Origin of the sequence: uncultured Aquimarina sp., assembly GCF_947496855.1 — a bacterium.
GTDB lineage: Bacteria > Bacteroidota > Bacteroidia > Flavobacteriales > Flavobacteriaceae > Aquimarina.
Map to the genome: position 1 here is coordinate 42,542 of NZ_CANMED010000008.1, position 20,071 is coordinate 62,612.

At 31.5% G+C, this 20,071-nt stretch carries 24 protein-coding genes; 10 read left to right on the forward strand and 14 right to left on the reverse strand.

Annotated elements, in window-relative coordinates; genetic code table 11:
* Nucleotides 1-529: 529 nt before the first annotated feature.
* The 5 genes from Q0921_RS21760 to Q0921_RS21780 form a co-directional block, all read right to left on the reverse strand.
* The gene (locus tag Q0921_RS21760; protein ID WP_299260702.1) at nucleotides 530-1,186 is read right to left on the reverse strand and encodes a response regulator transcription factor; all 657 of its coding nucleotides are present in this window, start codon (nucleotides 1,184-1,186) and stop codon (nucleotides 530-532) included.
* 16 nt (nucleotides 1,187-1,202) lie between these two features.
* Nucleotides 1,203-1,991, reverse strand: coding sequence for an ATP-binding protein (locus Q0921_RS21765; protein ID WP_299260704.1), 789 nt, complete (start codon nucleotides 1,989-1,991; stop codon nucleotides 1,203-1,205).
* Nucleotides 1,964-2,668, reverse strand: a complete 705-nt coding sequence (locus Q0921_RS21770) for a hypothetical protein (RefSeq protein WP_299260706.1) — start codon at nucleotides 2,666-2,668, stop codon at nucleotides 1,964-1,966. Before Q0921_RS21770 ends, Q0921_RS21765 begins: the two co-directional genes overlap by 28 nt.
* Nucleotides 2,668-3,069, reverse strand: a complete 402-nt coding sequence (locus Q0921_RS21775; RefSeq protein ID WP_299260731.1) for a hypothetical protein — start codon at nucleotides 3,067-3,069, stop codon at nucleotides 2,668-2,670. Before Q0921_RS21775 ends, Q0921_RS21770 begins: the two co-directional genes overlap by 1 nt.
* Before the next feature lie 385 nt (nucleotides 3,070-3,454).
* Nucleotides 3,455-3,688 (reverse strand): hypothetical protein, encoded by a 234-nt coding sequence (locus tag Q0921_RS21780; protein WP_367183352.1) that lies wholly within the window; start codon nucleotides 3,686-3,688, stop codon nucleotides 3,455-3,457.
* Nucleotides 3,689-4,220: 532 nt separating this feature from the next.
* Here Q0921_RS21780 and Q0921_RS21785 point away from each other — a divergent pair.
* The 10 genes from Q0921_RS21785 to Q0921_RS21830 all read left to right on the forward strand — a co-directional run bounded on the left by Q0921_RS21785 (nucleotide 4,221) and on the right by Q0921_RS21830 (nucleotide 10,205).
* Complete coding sequence (locus Q0921_RS21785) at nucleotides 4,221-4,379, forward strand: hypothetical protein (RefSeq protein ID WP_299260733.1); 159 nt, start codon at nucleotides 4,221-4,223, stop codon at nucleotides 4,377-4,379.
* Nucleotides 4,380-4,478: 99 nt separating this feature from the next.
* The gene (locus tag Q0921_RS21790; RefSeq protein WP_299260735.1) at nucleotides 4,479-4,634 is read left to right on the forward strand and encodes a hypothetical protein; all 156 of its coding nucleotides are present in this window, start codon (nucleotides 4,479-4,481) and stop codon (nucleotides 4,632-4,634) included.
* Nucleotides 4,635-4,744: 110 nt separating this feature from the next.
* Nucleotides 4,745-4,903 (forward strand): hypothetical protein, encoded by a 159-nt coding sequence (locus tag Q0921_RS21795; protein WP_299260737.1) that lies wholly within the window; start codon nucleotides 4,745-4,747, stop codon nucleotides 4,901-4,903.
* Nucleotides 4,904-5,002: 99 nt separating this feature from the next.
* A complete protein-coding gene (locus tag Q0921_RS21800) occupies nucleotides 5,003-5,170 on the forward strand; it encodes a hypothetical protein (RefSeq protein WP_299260739.1) in 168 nt (55 codons plus the stop codon).
* A gap of 81 nt (nucleotides 5,171-5,251) precedes the next feature.
* A complete protein-coding gene (locus Q0921_RS21805) occupies nucleotides 5,252-5,407 on the forward strand; it encodes a hypothetical protein (protein WP_299260741.1) in 156 nt (51 codons plus the stop codon).
* Nucleotides 5,408-5,518: 111 nt separating this feature from the next.
* Nucleotides 5,519-5,674, forward strand: coding sequence for a hypothetical protein (locus Q0921_RS21810; protein ID WP_299260743.1), 156 nt, complete (start codon nucleotides 5,519-5,521; stop codon nucleotides 5,672-5,674).
* 80 nt (nucleotides 5,675-5,754) lie between these two features.
* Nucleotides 5,755-6,771 (forward strand): grasp-with-spasm system ATP-grasp peptide maturase, encoded by a 1,017-nt coding sequence (gene gwsG / locus Q0921_RS21815; RefSeq protein WP_299260745.1) that lies wholly within the window; start codon nucleotides 5,755-5,757, stop codon nucleotides 6,769-6,771.
* A 3-nt stretch (nucleotides 6,772-6,774) separates the two neighbouring features.
* Nucleotides 6,775-6,972 carry a hypothetical protein gene (locus Q0921_RS21820; RefSeq protein WP_299260747.1) on the forward strand — a complete coding sequence of 66 codons (198 nt, stop codon included), beginning with the start codon at nucleotides 6,775-6,777 and terminating at the stop codon, nucleotides 6,970-6,972.
* Complete coding sequence (gene gwsS / locus Q0921_RS21825) at nucleotides 6,973-7,992, forward strand: grasp-with-spasm system SPASM domain peptide maturase (RefSeq protein ID WP_299260749.1); 1,020 nt, start codon at nucleotides 6,973-6,975, stop codon at nucleotides 7,990-7,992. It begins immediately after the preceding gene.
* A gap of 8 nt (nucleotides 7,993-8,000) precedes the next feature.
* On the forward strand, nucleotides 8,001-10,205 hold the full coding sequence (locus Q0921_RS21830) for a peptidase domain-containing ABC transporter (RefSeq protein WP_299260751.1): 2,205 nt from the start codon (nucleotides 8,001-8,003) through the stop codon (nucleotides 10,203-10,205).
* A gap of 329 nt (nucleotides 10,206-10,534) precedes the next feature.
* Here the strand turns inward: Q0921_RS21830 and Q0921_RS21835 are convergent, their stop codons facing one another.
* The 9 genes from Q0921_RS21835 to Q0921_RS21875 form a co-directional block, all read right to left on the reverse strand.
* Nucleotides 10,535-11,386: a biotin-dependent carboxyltransferase family protein gene (locus Q0921_RS21835; RefSeq protein ID WP_299260753.1), complete on the reverse strand. Its 852-nt coding sequence runs from the start codon at nucleotides 11,384-11,386 to the stop codon at nucleotides 10,535-10,537.
* The gene (pxpB, locus tag Q0921_RS21840) at nucleotides 11,383-12,117 is read right to left on the reverse strand and encodes a 5-oxoprolinase subunit PxpB (RefSeq protein ID WP_299260755.1); all 735 of its coding nucleotides are present in this window, start codon (nucleotides 12,115-12,117) and stop codon (nucleotides 11,383-11,385) included. The genes Q0921_RS21835 and pxpB overlap by 4 nt, the downstream gene beginning before the upstream one ends.
* Nucleotides 12,114-12,845 carry a 5-oxoprolinase subunit PxpA gene (pxpA, locus tag Q0921_RS21845; protein WP_299260757.1) on the reverse strand — a complete coding sequence of 244 codons (732 nt, stop codon included), beginning with the start codon at nucleotides 12,843-12,845 and terminating at the stop codon, nucleotides 12,114-12,116. Before pxpA ends, pxpB begins: the two co-directional genes overlap by 4 nt.
* 27 nt (nucleotides 12,846-12,872) lie before the next feature.
* Entirely contained in the window at nucleotides 12,873-14,093 is a 1,221-nt protein-coding gene (locus Q0921_RS21850; RefSeq protein ID WP_299260759.1) for an Nramp family divalent metal transporter, read from the reverse strand.
* Nucleotides 14,094-14,307: 214 nt separating this feature from the next.
* Complete coding sequence (locus Q0921_RS21855) at nucleotides 14,308-15,441, reverse strand: DUF2891 domain-containing protein (protein ID WP_299260761.1); 1,134 nt, start codon at nucleotides 15,439-15,441, stop codon at nucleotides 14,308-14,310.
* 127 nt (nucleotides 15,442-15,568) lie between these two features.
* A complete protein-coding gene (locus Q0921_RS21860) occupies nucleotides 15,569-16,912 on the reverse strand; it encodes an ATP-binding protein (protein WP_299260763.1) in 1,344 nt (447 codons plus the stop codon).
* A 4-nt stretch (nucleotides 16,913-16,916) separates the two neighbouring features.
* Nucleotides 16,917-17,735: a peptidoglycan-binding domain-containing protein gene (locus Q0921_RS21865; RefSeq protein ID WP_299260765.1), complete on the reverse strand. Its 819-nt coding sequence runs from the start codon at nucleotides 17,733-17,735 to the stop codon at nucleotides 16,917-16,919.
* 123 nt (nucleotides 17,736-17,858) lie between these two features.
* On the reverse strand, nucleotides 17,859-19,160 hold the full coding sequence (locus Q0921_RS21870) for a hypothetical protein (protein ID WP_299260766.1): 1,302 nt from the start codon (nucleotides 19,158-19,160) through the stop codon (nucleotides 17,859-17,861).
* 210 nt (nucleotides 19,161-19,370) lie between these two features.
* Complete coding sequence (locus Q0921_RS21875; RefSeq protein WP_299260769.1) at nucleotides 19,371-20,063, reverse strand: ankyrin repeat domain-containing protein; 693 nt, start codon at nucleotides 20,061-20,063, stop codon at nucleotides 19,371-19,373.
* Nucleotides 20,064-20,071: the final 8 nt, after the last annotated feature.

Sequence of the window (20,071 nt, forward strand, 5' to 3'; positions counted from 1 at the left end):
TTATTCGATTAATTAATACTTAACCAAACAAACCACAGTATAAAACTATTTCGTAATGACTAAACTGTTGAATTTTATTCAATAAGCTTACAACATCCAACCACTACCAAATGCTTATTAATAACTGATTTACAACCATTTAACTTCTTTTTATTTACAATCACTATTTGTTAATTTTTGTTACACATTATTTTCAGACATAAAAAAACTCCCTTCAAATTACGAAGGGAGTTTAGTATATAAATTATATCAATATCCCTCAGCTTAGTGAAATAATCACGACGATACTAATGACATTGATGTTTCTATTTTTTATTACTCTCATTGTAAATTTTTAAATATGGAATAAAAAAATCCCTTTACTTTCGCAAAGGGATCAATTCATATATTATATATCAACAATATCCCTTATCAAGATGAAATAATCACCTCAATACTAATGACATTTTTGATATTTATGTTTTTACTTTTCATTGGTGTAAATATAACAAAATATTTTTTTGAAAAACAAACACTGTTTTAAAAGGTTTTAATCCAGCTTGAATAAATTATTTTTCATACAATATATTACTAGCCCAACTCTGGTTTTCACCTGTAACTTCTTAAAAACAGATTCGCGATAGTTCTCTATAGTCTTTGGACTTAGGTTCATTTCACCAGCAATACTTTTATATGTAAGTTCTGAACACGCATATTTTAGAAATGTCCATTCTCTATCTGTTAACTTATCCGCAAGGTTTTGACCAATATCAGCATCTGGTTTTTCAGAATACTTTAGCGCAGTCTCTATTTTACTAGAATAATAAAACCCTTGCTCTATGACCATTTTCATCGCAAACTCAAAATTCTCTGGATGAATATCCTTCAATAAATACCCTCTAGCGCCTGCTCTCAGCATTTTTATAATGGTTTCTTCGTCATCTTCCATCGTCAATGCTAAAGCCTTCTGCTCCGGCTGGTTTTCTTTTAACCATTGCATGGTCTGGATACCATCCATCACTGGCATTTTTACATCCAATAAAATAAGCTCTGGTTTTTTTCTTTTATGTAGGTAATATTGTGTTAGTTCTTTCCCGTTCTTAAGGATTGCCAATACTTCGTAGCCTTCTAGATTTGTAATCAAGCTTTCTAGAGATTGTGCAAAGAGAAGGTGATCATCTACAATAACCACAGTTTTTTTCTTCATTGTAATTTAAATTTCATTATACCTTATCGTCATCTTTAAATGGATACTGCAAGGTAAGCAAAACTCCTTTACCCGGTTCGGATACACTGTCTAAATTTGCATTAACCAGCCCAGCTCTACTTTTCATATTTAACAAACCAGAATTGGCTTGAACCGACTCCATATCATACCCAATCCCATCATCTTTTATAGTAATTGTTAAATCATCTATAGTATATTCTAATTTTACTAAAAGATGAGATGCTTCTGCGTGTTTTATGGTATTTGAGAAAAACTCCTGAATGATGCGATATATAATAATTTCATCTTTAGGATTTATAACCACTTCTTCTCCGGTTACGATAAACTCTGGTGTAAGAAAATTTAATTTTTTAAAACGGTCTAATTCTACCTGGATAGATTTCTCTATACCGATATTCTGAATTACTTCGTGATTAAGAGTTTTAGAAAGGTTTCTTATTTCTTGTAGACTATCGCCAACTAAGTTTCTAATATCCTGAACAGAATCTTTGATTTTTGGTTCAAGATTGGTATTTAAAATATTGATTTGCATCACTGCAGTAGACAATAACTGACCGATATTATCGTGTAATTCCCAGCTTACGTTTTTAAGGGTTTGTTCCTGGATTTCTAGTTTAGAGTTTTGTAATTCTTCATCAAAACGTTGTTTTGCCTTGAATTGCTCAAGAAGCAATTTATTTTTACGTTTTTGAAAAGCAATAAAAAATATAATACCGAATATCGCAAAGAATAAGATAATTATGGTAAAATAAACAATTAATAAGATTTGTTCCTTTTCGAGCATACCAGAAATCCAATAGTATAACAAGAATACATAAAAATATTCACTATTGTTAATATTGTTAGAAAAATTCTAACAAATTCAGGACTGACAGTATTACTATAATACTGTTCATAAATAAAAATTGGATTCACTATTAGATGAAAAACTAATGCACCTATAGAAACATAAAATGGGATAGTCTTATAAAAATTTAGTATTTCATCACTTTGCAAAATTTGAAAATAAAAATACATTATAAACAAAACCAGCAATAAAGTACCAAAAATAGAATTAGGCGCAGAACTGGAAGTAAAAAATACATCAGAAAAAGCTAAATTAAATACAGAAAAGATTACATATATAGCTATAATATTTAATCCAATCTTCTTATTCTTATTTGACTCAATTAAGTTAGCAAAATAAAGTAAATAAAACAGAGAACTTACAACTTCAAAAGTATTATAAATCCACTTATTACGAGCAAAAATTGTATCCTCTAAAAACTTAAATGAATTGAAGATTTCAACAAACGTAGGTAACCAACCAAAAACCACCTCTACAAAAACATTCAACCATAAAAAGAAAACAAGATACCGAGTAGAGCGATCTACTTGATATCTTGAAATATAAACTGTTCCGGCAATTGCCGCAATTAACTCAAAGAGATTAATAACTATTAAGTTTATTGAATCACTCATTAATAATCATTTGGAGGAAAACCATGTCCACCTCTGTTAAAAGCAGGAATATCATAATTATTTTCAGGATCACCATCTCCTTTACCCGATGCTCCAGGTCGTGAACCTGTTGGCGCCATAAACAAAGTCGAATACCCTTTCTTCATTTTACATTTTGATTTAGGATATGCTCCCATATATATTCTTATACCTGGATCTTTAATTCCTTGTTCTTCTGATTCTTGTTTCACATATGCTAAATACTCTTCTAACTCTGCAACGGACCAATGAAACTCACGAGCATCCTCAAAACCTAATTTCTTCTGAAGACGTTTTCCTCTTTTCTTACACCAATTATCATGAAGCTCTCTTGCCTCTTCTACTTTAATGCACTTTTCGGGTTTTTGTACTTTTTTTGCCATAATCTTTTTATTTATTGGGTTATTGATGCTAATATATTTAAAAATCTAAGTTTTAAACAAATACGGCAACCCTTTTTTATAATAATTTTACGGCAAAACCACATTGTTAATCACTTGATAACAAACATTATAGGTAATTATCAAAAAAACAAAAAAAAACAGCTTAGGGTGTTTTTCCCCTGATAAAAAAGGGTGGATTCACCCCCTACACAAATTCCAATCATTGTCCAACCTTCTAAAAACCATCTAGTATTAATTAATAATCGAACTAATACATATCTAATAACTACACATGTCTAATAAAAATAAACATATTATATATCACAAAAAAACGCAAGCATACACTAAAACTACTATTATTCAAAAAAATATTAACAAACTGTCATTAAATAGTTTTTAGCTCAAACCTAATTTGTCCACCCGTTCTTTTTTGAGCTATATTATTAATGGCATCCTTAGTTAATTGCAAGACTCTTGGATATCCTCCTGTGGTTTGACAATATTTCATCAAGATAATCAATTTACCTGATGGAGTTAACTGAACCGTACCTGGTAAAACTGGAGAAGTTAACATAGATTCTAAATCATTTTTCAATGTATCATTCTGATCGATTACCACTCCATTTACACCTACGAAATCGTTAAATAATCGTTAAATAACATCCTTTTTAACAATTATACAGGTAACAATCTCACCTATTAAAACACAAAGTTATAGAGTAATTAAATTTTCAATCGAAAATATATCTTGTTAAAAACGAAGGTCATATAAAAAATGTATATATCACTACTATAGAATTGTAATTATCGACAAGTACTGCAGCAAATATATGGTTGTCTTTCCTATTATCAAATAGCGAGAAGTACTACTAATATTACTGTAACAAATAAAAATTAATGCCGTTATTATTATATAACAACATTTTGTTAGTCTAATTTTTCCCTAAAATAAAAACAAATATATAGGCTTTACAGGAGAAAAAATTAATACCCACTGGAGCTAATTCTTGGGGTTTTGATGGCGCTGTTTGATCGTCAATAGATTATACAAACTTGACATATTAGTAGTTTCATTATTTCATAAAACTATTAATTCTTTAATCAATTATTAACCCGATTTTCTTAATAGAAAATCAAAAACATTTTATCACATGAAAAAACAAAAATCAATGGACAGCTTACTTAGCAGTCTAAAAGATCAAAAACAACCAGTCGTATTAGATCAAGAAGGAAAATCAGTACAATACTGGTGTGGGATTGGAGTTAATGCTGGGGATCACGGTAATTCTGGTCATCCTCCAAATGATTAAACCTTATACACTACGGATTATAAAATACTATAATCTGTAGTGTTTTATATTAATTATTAATCCGATTTTCTAAACAGAAAATCATAAAAATTTTATCACATGAAAAAACAAAAATCAATGGATTCTTTAATGAACAGTCTAGAGAATCAAAAAGAAGCAGTGGTCCTTGACCAAGAAGGAAAATCAGTACAATACTGGTGCGGGATTGGCGCTAATGCGGGTGATAAAGGTGGTTCTGGATTCCCTCCTAATTAAAAAAATAAATTCTAAATAAACAATGGGCTTTATGACCTTATAAAGTCCATAGCCTTTTAATCAATTATTAACCCGATTTTCTAACTAGAAAATCATAAAAATTTTATCACATGAAAAAACAAAAATCAATGGACAGCTTATTGAGCAGTCTAAAAGATCAAAAAGACGCAGTCGTATTAGATCAAGAAGGAAAATCAGTACAATACTGGTGTGGGATTGGTGCTAATGCAGGGGATTTTGGCAGTAGTGGAAATCCCCCTACAGATTAAACCTTATCCACTAGAGATTATAAAATACTATAATCTGTAGTGTTTTTTATTAATTATGAACCCGATTTTCTAACTAGAAAATCATAAAAATTTTATCACATGAAAAAACAAAAATCAATGGACAGCTTATTGAGCAGTCTAAAAAATCAAAAAGACGCAGTCGTATTAGATCAAGAAGGAAAATCAGTACAATACTGGTGTGGGATTGGAGCTAATGCTGGAGATCTTGGTAGTGCTGGAGACCCTCCCGACAAAGGAGCAATCTAGATGCCTCGTAATAAGTTTTATTGAATTCACTTAATTATGAACCCGATTTTCTTAACTAGAAAATCATAAAAATTTTATCACATGAAAAAACAAAAATCAATGGACAGCTTATTGAGCAGTCTAAAAAATCAAAAAGACGCAGTCGTATTAGATCAAGAAGGAAAATCAGTACAATACTGGTGCGGGATCGGAGCCAATGCTGGAGATAGAGGTGGCACTGGTAACCCTCCTAATTAAAAAAGTATATTCTAAATAAAACTATGGGCTTTATGACCTTATAAAGTCCATAGCCTTTTAATTAATTATGAACCCGATTTTCCAAACAGAAAATCATAAAAATTTTATCACATGAAAAAACAAAAATCAATGGACAGCTTATTGAGCAGTCTAAAAGATCAAAAAGACGCAGTCGTATTAGATCAAGAAGGAAAATCAGTACAGTACTGGTGCGGGATTGGAGCTAATGCTGGAGACAGAGGTGGCACTGGTCACCCTCCTAATTAATAAAAATCACAAATTGTTTATTTAATAAATAGCAAAAGCTGTTGTATTTCACAACAGCTTTTTAAGAAACTAATACATATATGCATTTAATTTTTTCTGAAAAAATAGATTTCTCCACTAATAGAGTTATTGATTGGTTATATTATTATGATCAGGAGTATGAAAAGTTTATAGGACCATCAGAAAATAAGGATCATTTTAGATTTACAGACAAAACTATCTCTTTTACATTTGGAGGAGTAAATAAAGAAGAGAAACAAGACATCATAGATGATTCTAGTGCCTTAAAAATTGATTCTACTTGGTTCAGAAGACCAAATCATAACACTCGACCCTTTAATGCAGGACTTGAATATAATGGTGTGTACCCTGAAAATATATTAAAATATACTTTACAACAAAGAACCGATGTTTTTTGGGAATATTTGGGATATACATTAGAATCTAATAATCATCTTGGATCTTTTAAAACTTTTGAATTAAACAAACCTATAGTAATGCAAGAAGCAGAAAGACTTGGGTTGACTATACCAAAAACACTCATTACTAATTCTAAAAAAGATCTTAAAGCTTTTTTTAAATCTTGTAACAATAGAATCATCACCAAATCACTTCATGAAATAATACCGGAATACAAGCACCCAACAGAAGATTCAAACACGGAGTTATCTTTTCATCAATACACAACCCTGATTGATGACCTGAAGAACACCCCTGATGTATTTGCACCATCTCTATTCCAGGAATGTATTGATAAAGAGTATGAGATACGAACTATATTCTTAAATGGTTCTTGTTATTCTGCTGCTATCTTTAGCCAACTTAATGAGGAAACAAAAATTGATATGCGAAATAGGGACGCGAATACTCCAACAAGATATATCCCTTATCAACTTACGCCTGCAATAGAAGAAAGTATTATAAAACTAATGGACAAATTAAGATTAAGCTATGGAGCCATTGATATCATGAAAAGTATTGATGGACATTATTATTTCTTAGAAATTAACCCTGTAGGTCAATATGGAGATGTATCTATGCAATGCAATTATTATTTAAATAAAAAAATAGCAGAACACTTAATCAACAATAATTAATACATGAAAAAACTAAAACATAAAGATTTATTATCCTTTCCCGAGCATGTATCAATCCCTTTTGATATACACTATTTATCGATTAAAGAAAAGGATAAAAGAGATACACCAGAAAAATTTCAATACATGAAAAAATATAAAAGTGAAGGTGCTATTATGGATTTTTACAAAAAAAATTCTAATATATTAGATTTAAAATAAATGCATATACCAATTAACAAATCACATTTCTTATTATTTCCTACTTGTATTCCCGTGAAAGGATATTCCCAAAGCATTATTATGGATTTAGATAGAGGAGCTTATATAGAAATCCCAAACTTACTCTACGAAATTCTTCAATATGTTATCAACAAACGGAGTATAGAAGACATAAAATTAAAATTTGATAATGAACTTGATGAAGGTATTGACAAATATTTTGAATACCTAGCAGCTAATGCATATGGATTTTACACAAATGATCCAAGTCCATTTAATAAGCCAAATTCTATCTTTCATTCGCCACATAAAATAATATCTTCTGTTATTGCACTAGACAAATCATCTACTTATAACATTTCTGATGTATTAATCCAATTAAATGACCTATCGTGTCAATTACTCCAGATTAGATGTTATGATCACTATTCTCTAGTAGATCTAGGAAACACTTTGGATACCATTAAAGAGAGTTCTATAAGAAAGATAGAAATTTTCATCCCATATAATTCAGAATATACAGAGCAAGACTTGATCCAGTTTGTTCAAAAATTTCCAAGAGTAGTTCTAATTATTTTTGGAGCAAAAAAAGATAGAAAAATAAAAGTGGCGAAAAACTCTATAAAAAACCTAGTATTCAGCACGAAAATTCTCTCTAAAAACACTATGGAGGCCATTACTTTAGACTCCTTTACTATTACACACCAAATGTACTATGAATCCTTAACTTACAACACGGGCCTATATAGGAAAGTATCTATCGATACAAATGGAGACATCAAGAATTATATATCACACAAAAAGGTACATGGCAATATCAACAAAGACAAAATAGGTGAAATAATCAATACAACTAGTTTCAAAAAAAAATATTCCTTCTCTAATGATAAGATAGAAAAATGTAAAGATTGTCAGTTTAGACATATGTGTACTTCTAATTCTGATATCATATCAAAAGAACAAGCATATACAAAAATGGATCTTTGTAATTTTGACCCATACTCCAATACCTGGAATTAATTTAATTTATGCGCAAAAAATTTCCCCATTATCGGCAACTTAATTCTATGGAATGCGGTGCTACTTGTCTAAGAATGATCTCCAAATACCATGGAAAAAGTATTTCAATAAAAAAAATAACGGATTACACTGAGACTACAAGAGAAGGAACCAATATGCAATTATTAAGTATTGCTGCAGATAAAATTGGTTTTAGAACAATTGGAATAAAAATTAGTCCAACTCAGTTTTTCGAAGAGGTTCCTCTTCCTGTAATTATTTACTGGAAAACTAACCATTTCGTAGTTGTTTATAAGGTAACTAAAAGATCTGTTTATGTTGCTGATCCAGCATCTACAACTATAAAATACTCTAAAAAAGAATTTATACAAAACTGGATCGGAAAAGGAGCTAATGAAAATTCTAATGAGGGACTTGTACTCTTGTTTGAACCAACACCTAAATTATATGAAACCGAAGACACCCCGCTTAAAGATGAAAATTTTAAAAAGAGTTTTAAACATATAGTAAGCTATCTTCTTGTTCATAAAAAATTTGTTACTCAATTAATAATCGGAATTGTTGCCACAAGCATACTAAATCTATTATTCCCTTTTCTGACACAAAGCATTGTTGACATAGGTATAAACAATCAGGATATAGGTTTTATATACATTATATTATTTGCTCAAGTGTTTTTATTTATTGGTAAGATTAGTTTAGACATTGTTAGAGGCTGGATATTATTACATGTTTCGACCAGGATCAGTATATCTTTAATTTCTGATTTTTTTATTAAACTGATGAATCTACCTATTTCCTATTTTGATTCGAAGTTAACTGGTGATATTCTAGAAAGAGTAAATGATCATAAAAGAATAGAAACACTATTAACAAATTCTCCTTTATCTTTTATTCTTTCGATTTTAAACATAATAGTATTCGGCACTGTTTTAGCCTATTATAGCTTGAAAATTTTTGGTGTTTTTATAATAGGAACAGTTTTATATTTTGGTTGGATAACTTTATTCTTTAAAAAAAGAGCTATCATAGATTCATCGCATTTTCATTTGATAAGTGAAGAAAAAAATAAGATTATCGAACTTATTAATGGAATGCAAGAAATAAAACTTCATAACGCAGAACAGGAAAAAAGATGGGGATGGGAGTTTATTAAAGTGAGAATATTTAAACTTGCAACAAAAAAACTATCTCTCGAACAACTTCTAGATATCGGAACTTCTCTTATTAATGAACTTAAAAACATATTCATTGTTTTTTTTGCTGCAAAACTTGTTATAGATGGTGAAATAACCCTTGGAATGATGCTATCTATAATGTACATAATAGGGCAATTGAATGGTCCATTACAAGAGATGTTAAAAAATAGCTACACTGTACAAGATGCTAAAATCGCGATAGAAAGATTAAATGAAATACACAAACTGCAAGATGAAGAAAATATTAATGAATCCAAATCAGATGTTGTCGATATAAACCATGACATCACTGTAGAAAACTTATCCTTTTCATATCCAGGAAGAAAAGAAAATATTTTAAAAAATATCAACCTTACAATTCCGCCTAATAAAACAACAGCTATTGTAGGTGTTAGTGGTAGTGGAAAAACCACGTTAATTAAATTATTACTAAAATTCTATGAACCAACAAAAGGACAAATCAAACTAAAAGATCAAAGCATAGAAAATTTTTCACAAAGATCCTGGAGAAATAAGTGCGGAGTAGTAATGCAGGAAGGCTACATCTTTAATGACACCATTTTCAAAAACATTACCATAGGACATCCATATGTTGATAAAAAACGTTTAGTTAAAGCTGTAGAAATTGCCAACGTTAAAGACCTCATAGAACGACTTCCTCAAAGCTACAATACTAAAATCGGAAGCGATGGCATAGGGCTTAGCACAGGAGAAAAACAAAGAATACTCATAGCAAGAGCGGTATACAAAAACCCTGAAATTGTATTTTTTGACGAAGCCACAAGTGCCTTAGACACAAACAATGAACGCATAATTGTAGAAAACCTAAACAAATTTTTAAAAGATAAAACAGTAATTGTAATCGCTCACCGTTTAAGTACAGTAAAAGACGCCGATCAAATAGTGGTTATAGATGATGGAGAAATAGCCGAAACCGGTAATCATGAATCATTGACAAAACTAAAAGGAAAGTATTTCAATTTAGTTAAAAATCAATTAGAATTAGGTGCTTAAACAATCACTTATATTATTTATGAACCAGATTTTATTGCAAAAAACAATTAAAAAGTGACCACATAACGAAGGTTATTCTACATCATCACAAATAAACTACGCACTCAAAAAGACACTATAATTCTTCAAAACAATTACTCCCTTGTACCTGATTACAGAAACCAATCTAAGAGCATGTTTAAAAACTCTGGTTCCTGTTAACTACTATTTTAGCAACCGTGACTTCGTTTCAAATAAACAACGTATCTAGATATGTTTCTGATCTGAAGAATTGCCAGAACGCCAAACTACTGACAAACAGTTTACATCATTTTTAAACATACTCTTAATTACATCAATCCAAACTGAATCTTTTCGCCACTCCTTTTTTGAGCTATATTATTAATGGCATCCTTAGTTAATTGCAAGACTCTTGGATATCCTCCTGTGGTTTGACAATCTCTCATCAAGATAATCAATTTACCTGATGGAGTCAACTGAACCGTACCTGGTAAAACTGGAGAAGTTAACATAGATTCTAAATCATTTTTCAACAACTCATCCAAGGGAATCGCCATTCGGTTCCTATCTCTAGAAATCGTAAAATCCATATCCAACAAATCATACTTTTGTGTTTCTGACAAGAGATCAAAATCCGGTCCTTCGAAAGCAATAATTTCATTTGATTTATCCCAAAAAACAGTTTGATTAATAGCAGTATAACTTGTCGAAAAATTAGCATTTACTTTATAAGGAACAATATCACCTTTTTGAAGTATTGACGAAGTAGTAATCATTTTATATTGAGATCTACTTTTCAACACTACTTCGGACTGAAATCCCGATCTAATTCCTACAAAACCACACACCCCTTTTACGACATGTTTAAGTTTTAAAACATCTCCTTTTTTGATAAATAATTGACTGTTCATTTTCTTTTTTTCATTATTCAAAAATGGAACACAAACTGCACCTGTTATTGAAATAATGGCATCACTATGAAATTTTAAAATTGGTGGAATCATTGTCCACTCTATAACAGCGCAATTATTATCATTATTTAAAATCGCATTTGCTAAAAAAAAAGATTGACGATCCATCACACCACTTCTTGGAACCCCAAATTTAGAAAAACCCAAACGACCACTATCTTGAATAGTAGTATATAAACCTGATGAAATTATTTCAACACTACTTATCATAAAACATGACTTTCAAATAAATAATTACCTGTTTCGACCAACTTACTTAGATCGTTATATTCACTTTCCTTAATCGACACAAACTGAACCTTATCTCCTGAAGAAGCAAAGCAAGGTTTTCCTTCATTAAGATCAAAAAAATTAATAGGGGTCCTACCTATCACATGCCAACCACCAGGACTATCACACGGATAAACCCCTGTTTGATTTCCACCTATAGCAACAGATCCTTTTTCTAACTTTAAGCTCGGAGTAGATTTCCTAGGAGTAATCAATTTTTCATCCAATCCACCTAAGTACAAAAATCCAGGAAGAAAACCGACAAAATAAACAGTATATAATGGAGTAGTGTGTAATGAAATTACCTCATCAATATTCATCGATTTGTTAGCTGCAAAAGAAGAGAGTTCCGGAGCAAGTGAAACTGAATAGCAAACTGGTATTTTCCACAAACGTTTTTTTAGCACCTGATTATCAAAATGATCAAAAAACAATGATTTAAGTGTTAAAACCTCACTATAGACATCTTCTATAGTAGATGCATAGTAAATTAATAGCGAGTTATATGATAAGATTACCTCAACAATTAGTTTATCATAAAATTTTTCAATAGATTTTTTATAAAAAAGAAGTGTTTCTAACAAAATTTCGTCAATTTTTGACGGACCTTGAATCAAAATTGCATGTTCGCCATAGCGTTTGTATTGAAATTTGATTTCAGATTTTTTCATTTCAATACAAAATTTCGTTTCAAAAACTCCTTATATAAGTACTCCAAAATTTCCACGGATTTTGGATTATCTCCATGCACACAAATCGTATCAAAACAAATTGACACCTCCTCACCTTTTATTGTTTTCACTTTTCCATCGGAAATCATCCTAAACACATGATCGAAAACTTGTTCCGGATCTGACAACACCGCGTTGTTTTCAGAACGTGACACCAAGGTCAAATCTTGATTGTAATTTCGATCAGCAAAGACTTCAAGTTTCACCTCCATATCTTCTTCACAAATATAAGAAATTACAGAACCTTTAGGTGTTATAATTAATAAACTTTTATCGACATTATTAACCGATTTAATAATTGCATTTGCAACTTCTTCATTTTTCACTGCTTCATTATATAATGCTCCGTGAGGTTTCACATGATGCAATTGTTCGCCTCGATCTTCCGTGAAAAATTTTACTTTTTGAATTTGTTCAGTTATCGTTTCAACTAGATGATCATATGAAATATTCATGACTTCTCTTCCGAAATTTTCACGATCTGGATAGGATGGATGTGCTCCAATTTTTACTTGATACTGCAATGCTAAATCAATTGTTTTTTGAATCACTTGATCATTGCCCGCATGAACTCCACATGCAATATTACACCACGATATAAAAGGCATAATTTTCGCATCAAAACCAGCCTCTTCACCAACATCAGAATTCAATATTATTTTTTTCAAAATTCTTACTTTTAATAAAGATTTTTCTTACAAATTAACTATAACTTTCCAGATACCTCTAAATCCTAAAAAACACGTAATAAATACAATCAAAAAACCGAGTATATTTTGCTTTAAAGAATTAGTAAATTTCCCCAAAATATTCTTCTGATTCATAACCCATAAAAGGAAAATTGCTATAATGGGTAAAAGAAGCCCATTTGCTACTTGTGCAAACCGAATAATCACTATTGATTTTATTCCTAAGGAAGAAAATAAAACACCTAAAAAAAGTATGAAAATCCAGATAGCTCTAAAGGATTTACTTTTCAATCCATCTTGCCAACCCATACATCCTTTTACCACATAAGCTGCAGCCAAAGGTGCTGTGATCGCCGAAGTAATTCCAGCTGCAAATAACCCCATTGACAATACATATTTTGCCATAGACCCAAAAACTGGCTCAAGCCCTTTTGCCAAATCAGCAGCATTATTTACTTCTGTTTGTTGGATTGCTGCTCCCGCAATTATAATCGCCATGGAGACCAATCCTCCTAACACTATTGCTACAATAGTATCTTTTCTAGCACCAGGAAGGTCATTGGTAGATTTCCATTTTTCACTTACTATTGATGCATGAAGAAATAAATTATAGGGAACAACAGTCGTTCCTATCAATCCAACAATTGTGAGTATTTTATCCGTTGATAGATCGGGTACAAAACCTTGGAATAGCAAAGAAAGGTCTGGTTTGGTAACAATTGCAGTAATAATAAACGCAATACTCATAAATAATACGAGCACTATTAAACTGCGTTCTAAAACTTTATAATTACCTATGTACAACAATATAAAGGCTATTACTCCAATAGTAATACTCATATAGTTAATAGAAATGGTACCTATTTCTATTATTGGCGATCCTAAAATGGTAGACAATCCTAATACACCTCCACTAATATTACCTGCTTCATATGCTGCATTTCCTATAAAAATAGCCGAAAGAATAACTCCTATTAGGATCCATCGTACTATTTTGTTATCGAATTGTGACTTTACAACTTCACTCAAACCTTTTTGAGTAACAATTCCTAAACGTGCCGACATCTCTTGTAACACAATACAGGCTATTATTGACAGCACCAAAGCCCATAATAAAGAATATCCAAATTGTACTCCAGCCAATGTACAGACGGTAACAGTTCCAGGACCTATAAAGGCAGCTGTTACTAATGTTCCAGGACCGATGTTCGAAAACCACTTTTTCACGCGTTTACGTTTTAGTTATTATTTGTATAAAACTTGTTCCGAAAAACAAAAAACATCTACCCATATCCTTCTTCAAAGAGGGACTTTTAGCTACTCTTCTTCAAAAGAGCTGTTGGGTGAGGATGCGTATTATTCCACTAAATTTTAATTATCAAGAAACCAACAACTCAAATTTCACTAAATTCATCTTCTTAGTTAAATTATTAAGGTCGCATTATTGAGAACTATCATCAAGTGCATAGATTGCAAAAGATCCTAACCAATGGCCGCCTTCATAACTATCTCCCACTAGATTAGGCAATGAATATTTTATATGTTGATTTGCAGTATTAATAAGATGTTTGTATTCTGGATATTGATTCGCTAATCCATACAACACCCATGCTCTGCTAAAATTAAGACCATCCAGATGTACCAATTTTCCATCGCTACGATCAGAAACCTCACCCACTTCTATCTTAAAATCACGCTTTTTAAGTTGCGGCATAAAGTCACTAATCCAAATATCAAAAGCTGTTTTATCCAATACTTTCCTCATTAAATCTACTTCTTCAAAACAAGGTGATAAGAAATCATATCCACTGGGTTCCCATCCTATTGGACAATCTGAATCGGTACCATAAAAATCCTTTGCTCTAGCGGATATAATACTTTTAAGGCTTTCATCCTTAAGACTATTTGCATAATCCAATGCAAAAGACAATCCGAATGCCGTATTGGTATGTTCACCTACTCGAATTGGATAGTTCAACTTTGGTAAAAAATCTAGATATCGCTGTACTATCAAATCAGTCAATGGCTGTAAGTTTTGCTCCAAATCTTTTGCTATTGGATCTTCCCAAGTATGAATTTCTTCCGCAAGTTTTAACAACCATGCCCAGCCATAGGTTCGTTCATATGATGTACTATGTTTTCTATTAAAATATGCAATCTCAGCTTCTATGTTTTCTTTGGAAATACTTTCGGAAAGCTTTGTTTTTATCTCATTGGCTTTTTCTATGTCTGGAAAGGATTTTAATAGTTTCACCAATGACCAATGTCCATGAACCGCAGAATGCCAATCAAAACATCCATAAAACGCAGGATGTAAGCCTTTAGGCTCTCCCAAATCTTCTTTACTGCCTATGGTTTGTCCTAGTTTATTTGGATACTCTGTATGGATACAGGCTAAAGGCAATTCCGCCAAAGTATTCGCCTGATCTTTGGTTAATTTTAAAGGTGTTTCTACAACAACTTTAGAAATATCTTCTCCGACTGAAGATGATTCTAATATCTTTTTAGCGTTAGTTTCCGAAGTATTGCAAGCTGCAATAATCATTAAAAAAAACAAAATAGTTAATCGATTCATGTGTCAATACTTTTAAAATTTCCTCATCTAAAAAAATGATTCCCTTTTAAAAATATTGATTTCCCTCTGTTAATCTATATGATTGTTAATAACATAGGTAAATAGTTTATAACCTTTCTAATTAGGGTTATATCGCCACCATTTTACCTTCTTTGAGGTATTCTTTTTTAATCCCTTCTAACATGGTTTCAAGAAGAATTGACTCATGTTTAGAAGCTATAGTCTTAAGACAGATGTATTGCACTACATTGATGATATTTGCCCCAGTAAGGGCGTACTTTTTTGAAACTTCCTCCAAAGAAACACTTTTGTCTAATGCAATTTTATCTGGTAAGTTTTTCTTCCAAAGGGATAATCTTTCTTTATACGATGGGTTTTCGAATTCTATAATCGACTGAAACCTACGAGTGAATGCTGTATCAATATTATTTTTGAAATTTGAAGCTAAAATAACCAATCCTGGATGTGCCTCAATACGCTGTAACAGATATGATACTTCTTGATTAGCATACTTGTCATGAGCATCCCTCACATTGGTACGCTTTCCAAAAATAGCATCGGCTTCATCAAAAAACAGAATCCAAGATTTGTTTTTTGCTTTGTCAAATAATTTGGATAAGTTCTTTTCGGTTTCTCCTATATATTTGGATACAATCATAGATAAGTCAATCCGATATACATCCTTGCCTGTGAATTTCCCTAACAAAGTAGCGGTAAGTGTTTTTCCGGTTCCTGGTGGACCTGAAAAAAGAATACGATATCCTGGTTTAATTCTAGATTTCATATTCCAATCATTCAGTACAATTTCATTATAGTTTAACCAAGTTTCGGTCTCTTTTATCTGCTGTAATGTTTTACTTTGTAACACCAGATCATCCCAGTCCAATTCGGTATCTATTCGTTCTGCTGGGAAATCCTTACTCATTGTCGGTTTTAGGACTTTACCAGTAGTAAACAACTCTATGTACTCTTGATCCATCGTCAAGCGGCCACTCATTCTTGGTTCTCCTGCAGGTATCATATCTAAATATAATACACCTTCTCTCCTAAAAAGATGGTCTTCATAGAATATTTCGGTTAACTGAATCCTTTTCTGGATATCATTTCCTCCTATAATAAACTGTACTGTTTCTCCGGTTGGTATAATTCCTCTATGATTTTTGCCTTTGACACCTCCAAATTCAGGTAATTCTCCTCCATTGGGTAAAAAATCAGATATGATAGTTGTAAAAAAACTAGGTGAAATATGAGGTACAATTGCTAATAATAAAGTGATTACTTCTTCTAAAGACAATTGTTTTCTCCTCACAAATCTAGAAAACCAAGAGTCATCAGATACAATAGTATCAAATTTTGGAAAAACAGGTATTTCACTTGTATAATTATCTTTTAAACGGTATTCAATCACTTCTCTTAGAAATGATAATTTACTATCAAAATGAATTGTATTCTGAGCCAATGCTTTTTTCATCTTTTTATACTAAAGGTTCAATAGAGAATACGTCTATTTTGGATCGTCTATAACTTCTGGTTCTTTTCATAACGGCTACTCCATTTCTAGAGCCTTGGTGATTTGTATTCCCTTCTATTGTTTCTATCACATCTCCTTTTATTGCCGTTATCACACCGGTATGTGTCCAATCTAAACGTGATTTTTGAATTAGAAATATATCTCCTTGTTTTATGATAGAAGGGTCTTGTCTTATTTTACTAAATCTGGATAATAGTCCCTTTTCTAAACCTGTATTGCCTACTGTATCACAACTATAGGTTAGTGGCATTAATGTTTTAAAATTTTCACCAGTAGCACTAGCAGCCTGATCAAGTATGGATTGCGCGAATCCCATACACCAGAACCAAGGAGACCCATCATGACCGTCCATATAACTTCTTACCCAGGGACCACTATTAGACTGTCCTTGTATTTCCAGTTCAAAAGGATGTTGCTGTAAATGATTTTCTGCTACTTCAACCATCAAATCTCTTAAATTATTACTTATTAAAGGTTTTTCAAAAGCGTCTTTCAAACCAAAAGAGAGTGTATTAAATAGTTCTTGATCAACAATACCAGTTTTTGTTAGGTTATTAAAACTCTGAAAGTTTTTTACTGATCTTTCTGTCGCAGGGCCAAAATCTCCATCAATTGCCGTTGCTGTGCCGCTGATGGGATTCCTGATAGAAAATAGTGTTAACCAGGATTGAATTTTCATTACATCCTTTTTGTTGTTATCTGTCCCTTTTCTTTTTTGAGTAGCTTTGATTACGAGTTCTTTCTGATATGCTGTCTTTTTCATAACCTTATCTTATTTAAGAACATAAAGTTAACTCTATTTAGCTAGTTTTTCATGAGGTAAAAGACTCATCTTTTTAGGGGTATTTTCCTATTCTCTTTCTATTAAAACCCTTGTTAAAATGCACTATTCTTCTTTGGAACAGTTATTTTTACTTAATACTTCCATTGCTTTTGCAAAAACTCTAGCCTTCAAAGCAGCGCGCCCCAAGAATTTTTCTTTTTCTTTTAATGTATTAATATCGTTACCTGCTACCCAAGAGGATTCCGGACCTTTCCCCTGAAATGAAGGGTTTCCTTTAACATTTCCGGATACAGCTACTCCACCTGCCATATGCATATATGCTGCAGAAAAAAGAAAAGTGTATTCTGGATCTGAAGCCTTGGTAGCATCTTTTTTGATTGCTTCCAATGCTTTTTTAATTGTTTTCTTGTCATCCTCAGAAACTTTTTCATTCTCTAATAATGCATCCAAATATGCTAGCACCCTTATATATCCATCTTTATGAGTAGTATGAAATGCACCTCTTCCTCTAAACTTTTCTCCACCTCTGTAATTAGCCATCCATTTATTTTTGGTTTCAGTAAGGCTCATAAGGTTATTACTTTCTCCTGCGGCATGAGCAAGATACACTGCCTGAGCTTTGATAGTATCTATACCCAAAATTCTAAATGCATTATTAAGGTGATCTACTACTTTGTTAGCTTTTAAAAATGTTAGATATTCATCTTTACTTTTTAGGCACTGATTATTTTCAATCTCTTTACAAGTACGACCTTGTTCATTTGCTTTAAATTGATCTAAAAGATCACCTTCTTTAAAAATTGCGATTAAATCAGCTTCTGAAATAGTTTGACACGATTTCTCAACATCTTCATTCCAATCACTTGCCGCTTGAAAAATGACATCACTTTTTTTAAGAATCTTCATCATTTTTTTTGGAAATTTACCGTTGCGAATAGCATTAATCAATAATTTAAAAATATTTACGATAGCTTTTTTCTTAGGATCTCCTTGCAAACCCTGTTTATGCTTGATCAATGAATTTCTCCATATACCAAATACATCTTTATGTTGTTCCGGGATTTCATATTTAGCATTTTTATCTACATTCTGAAAAATTACCTGAATTTCATATGGCATAAAGTTATTTCCTGAGAATGCATCCTTATGCCATTCATCCTCCTCTTTTTTTTGAACTTCTTCTTCCGTATCTTTTTGAATTATTGATAATTTAAAAAAAGAACTTTGATTATTCTCTTGAGGTAATGTATGATCTAAAGAATTTCCTGATTCTTTTACTTCATCAGGTTTCTCAATTTCGATTTTAGGTTGAATAAAACTTTCATTACTTCTTCCTGTTTGAAAAAGATGCGGTTTTTGATTCTTATTATTCGCTTTATGTACTGTTGCTTCCCTAAACATCATCTTCTTTTTTTTGAAACGTTTATTACCTATCCTTTAGAGCAGCTAATACATTTAGAGAGAATTATTTAGTCTAGTACTCTGGCATGGTTTAAATCATTGTCTACTTATATCCATCAGTTTAATTTATTTTAATAAATAACAAATTTTCATCCCTAAACGACAGCCATTTATGCCTATAGTTTCTTTTAAAAGCAATTTCTTTTAGCGTTACTATTCTTTTGCTGCACATTCCATTAAATAATTTACTATTTCCTCGTCTCCTACTCTTTTAGCAAACTCTAACGTATTCTCACCAGATCTATTCGTGAAGCTTTTAATTTTGGCCCCTCTTTTTAATAAATATTTTATCAACATTAAATTTCTACCTGAAATTGCAAACATCAATGGAGTACCATTTCCGCTTCCATAATTGACATCGGCATTATTATCTAAAAGAAATTCAATCAAATCTATATCTGCTTCAGCTTCAATCGCATTGATTATAGGTGTTCTTTTATTACCTGCATCAATATTAACATCTGCGCCTTTTTCGATTAAAATCTTAGTTAGTTCTAAACGATTCCAAGAACAGGTTATATGCAAAGCGGAGTTTAGATCGTTATTATAAATTGTAGTGTCTGCTCTATATTTTAGTAATGTTTGCATATTGTTAGGACAATTATAGTTTGAGGCCACTATTAAAGGTGTATTTCCATCAGAGTTTTTAATATCTATATCTAAGCCAAGTTCTATCAATTTAATAATTATGGCTTCTGAATTTTCAACTTTGGCTGCCACGTGAAGTAAAGAATAATTGCTTTGGTCAAATTCGTATATATTAATTTCTTTATCTTCTATCTCTGTAAAAAACTCTCTTTCTTTTTTTTGATATATAAATTCTGCTAATTCGTCAATACTAATCATACATTTTT

Bases quoted from the DNA above. Each gene is read 5' to 3' on its own strand.
- Q0921_RS21760 (WP_299260702.1), bottom strand. From the start codon at position 1,186: ATGAAGAAAAAAACTGTGGTTATTGTAGATGATCACCTTCTCTTTGCA.
- Q0921_RS21765 (WP_299260704.1), bottom strand. From the start codon at position 1,991: ATGCTCGAAAAGGAACAAATCTTATTAATTGTTTATTTTACCATAATT.
- Q0921_RS21770 (WP_299260706.1), bottom strand. From the start codon at position 2,668: ATGAGTGATTCAATAAACTTAATAGTTATTAATCTCTTTGAGTTAATT.
- Q0921_RS21775 (WP_299260731.1), bottom strand. From the start codon at position 3,069: ATGGCAAAAAAAGTACAAAAACCCGAAAAGTGCATTAAAGTAGAAGAG.
- Q0921_RS21785 (WP_299260733.1), top strand. From the start codon at position 4,221: ATGAAAAAACAAAAATCAATGGACAGCTTACTTAGCAGTCTAAAAGAT.
- Q0921_RS21790 (WP_299260735.1), top strand. From the start codon at position 4,479: ATGAAAAAACAAAAATCAATGGATTCTTTAATGAACAGTCTAGAGAAT.
- Q0921_RS21795 (WP_299260737.1), top strand. From the start codon at position 4,745: ATGAAAAAACAAAAATCAATGGACAGCTTATTGAGCAGTCTAAAAGAT.
- Q0921_RS21800 (WP_299260739.1), top strand. From the start codon at position 5,003: ATGAAAAAACAAAAATCAATGGACAGCTTATTGAGCAGTCTAAAAAAT.
- Q0921_RS21805 (WP_299260741.1), top strand. From the start codon at position 5,252: ATGAAAAAACAAAAATCAATGGACAGCTTATTGAGCAGTCTAAAAAAT.
- Q0921_RS21810 (WP_299260743.1), top strand. From the start codon at position 5,519: ATGAAAAAACAAAAATCAATGGACAGCTTATTGAGCAGTCTAAAAGAT.
- gwsG (WP_299260745.1), top strand. From the start codon at position 5,755: ATGCATTTAATTTTTTCTGAAAAAATAGATTTCTCCACTAATAGAGTT.
- Q0921_RS21820 (WP_299260747.1), top strand. From the start codon at position 6,775: ATGAAAAAACTAAAACATAAAGATTTATTATCCTTTCCCGAGCATGTA.
- gwsS (WP_299260749.1), top strand. From the start codon at position 6,973: ATGCATATACCAATTAACAAATCACATTTCTTATTATTTCCTACTTGT.
- Q0921_RS21830 (WP_299260751.1), top strand. From the start codon at position 8,001: ATGCGCAAAAAATTTCCCCATTATCGGCAACTTAATTCTATGGAATGC.
- Q0921_RS21835 (WP_299260753.1), bottom strand. From the start codon at position 11,386: ATGATAAGTAGTGTTGAAATAATTTCATCAGGTTTATATACTACTATT.
- pxpB (WP_299260755.1), bottom strand. From the start codon at position 12,117: ATGAAAAAATCTGAAATCAAATTTCAATACAAACGCTATGGCGAACAT.
- Q0921_RS21855 (WP_299260761.1), bottom strand. From the start codon at position 15,441: ATGAATCGATTAACTATTTTGTTTTTTTTAATGATTATTGCAGCTTGC.
- Q0921_RS21860 (WP_299260763.1), bottom strand. From the start codon at position 16,912: ATGAAAAAAGCATTGGCTCAGAATACAATTCATTTTGATAGTAAATTA.
- Q0921_RS21865 (WP_299260765.1), bottom strand. From the start codon at position 17,735: ATGAAAAAGACAGCATATCAGAAAGAACTCGTAATCAAAGCTACTCAA.
- Q0921_RS21870 (WP_299260766.1), bottom strand. From the start codon at position 19,160: ATGATGTTTAGGGAAGCAACAGTACATAAAGCGAATAATAAGAATCAA.
- Q0921_RS21875 (WP_299260769.1), bottom strand. From the start codon at position 20,063: ATGATTAGTATTGACGAATTAGCAGAATTTATATATCAAAAAAAAGAA.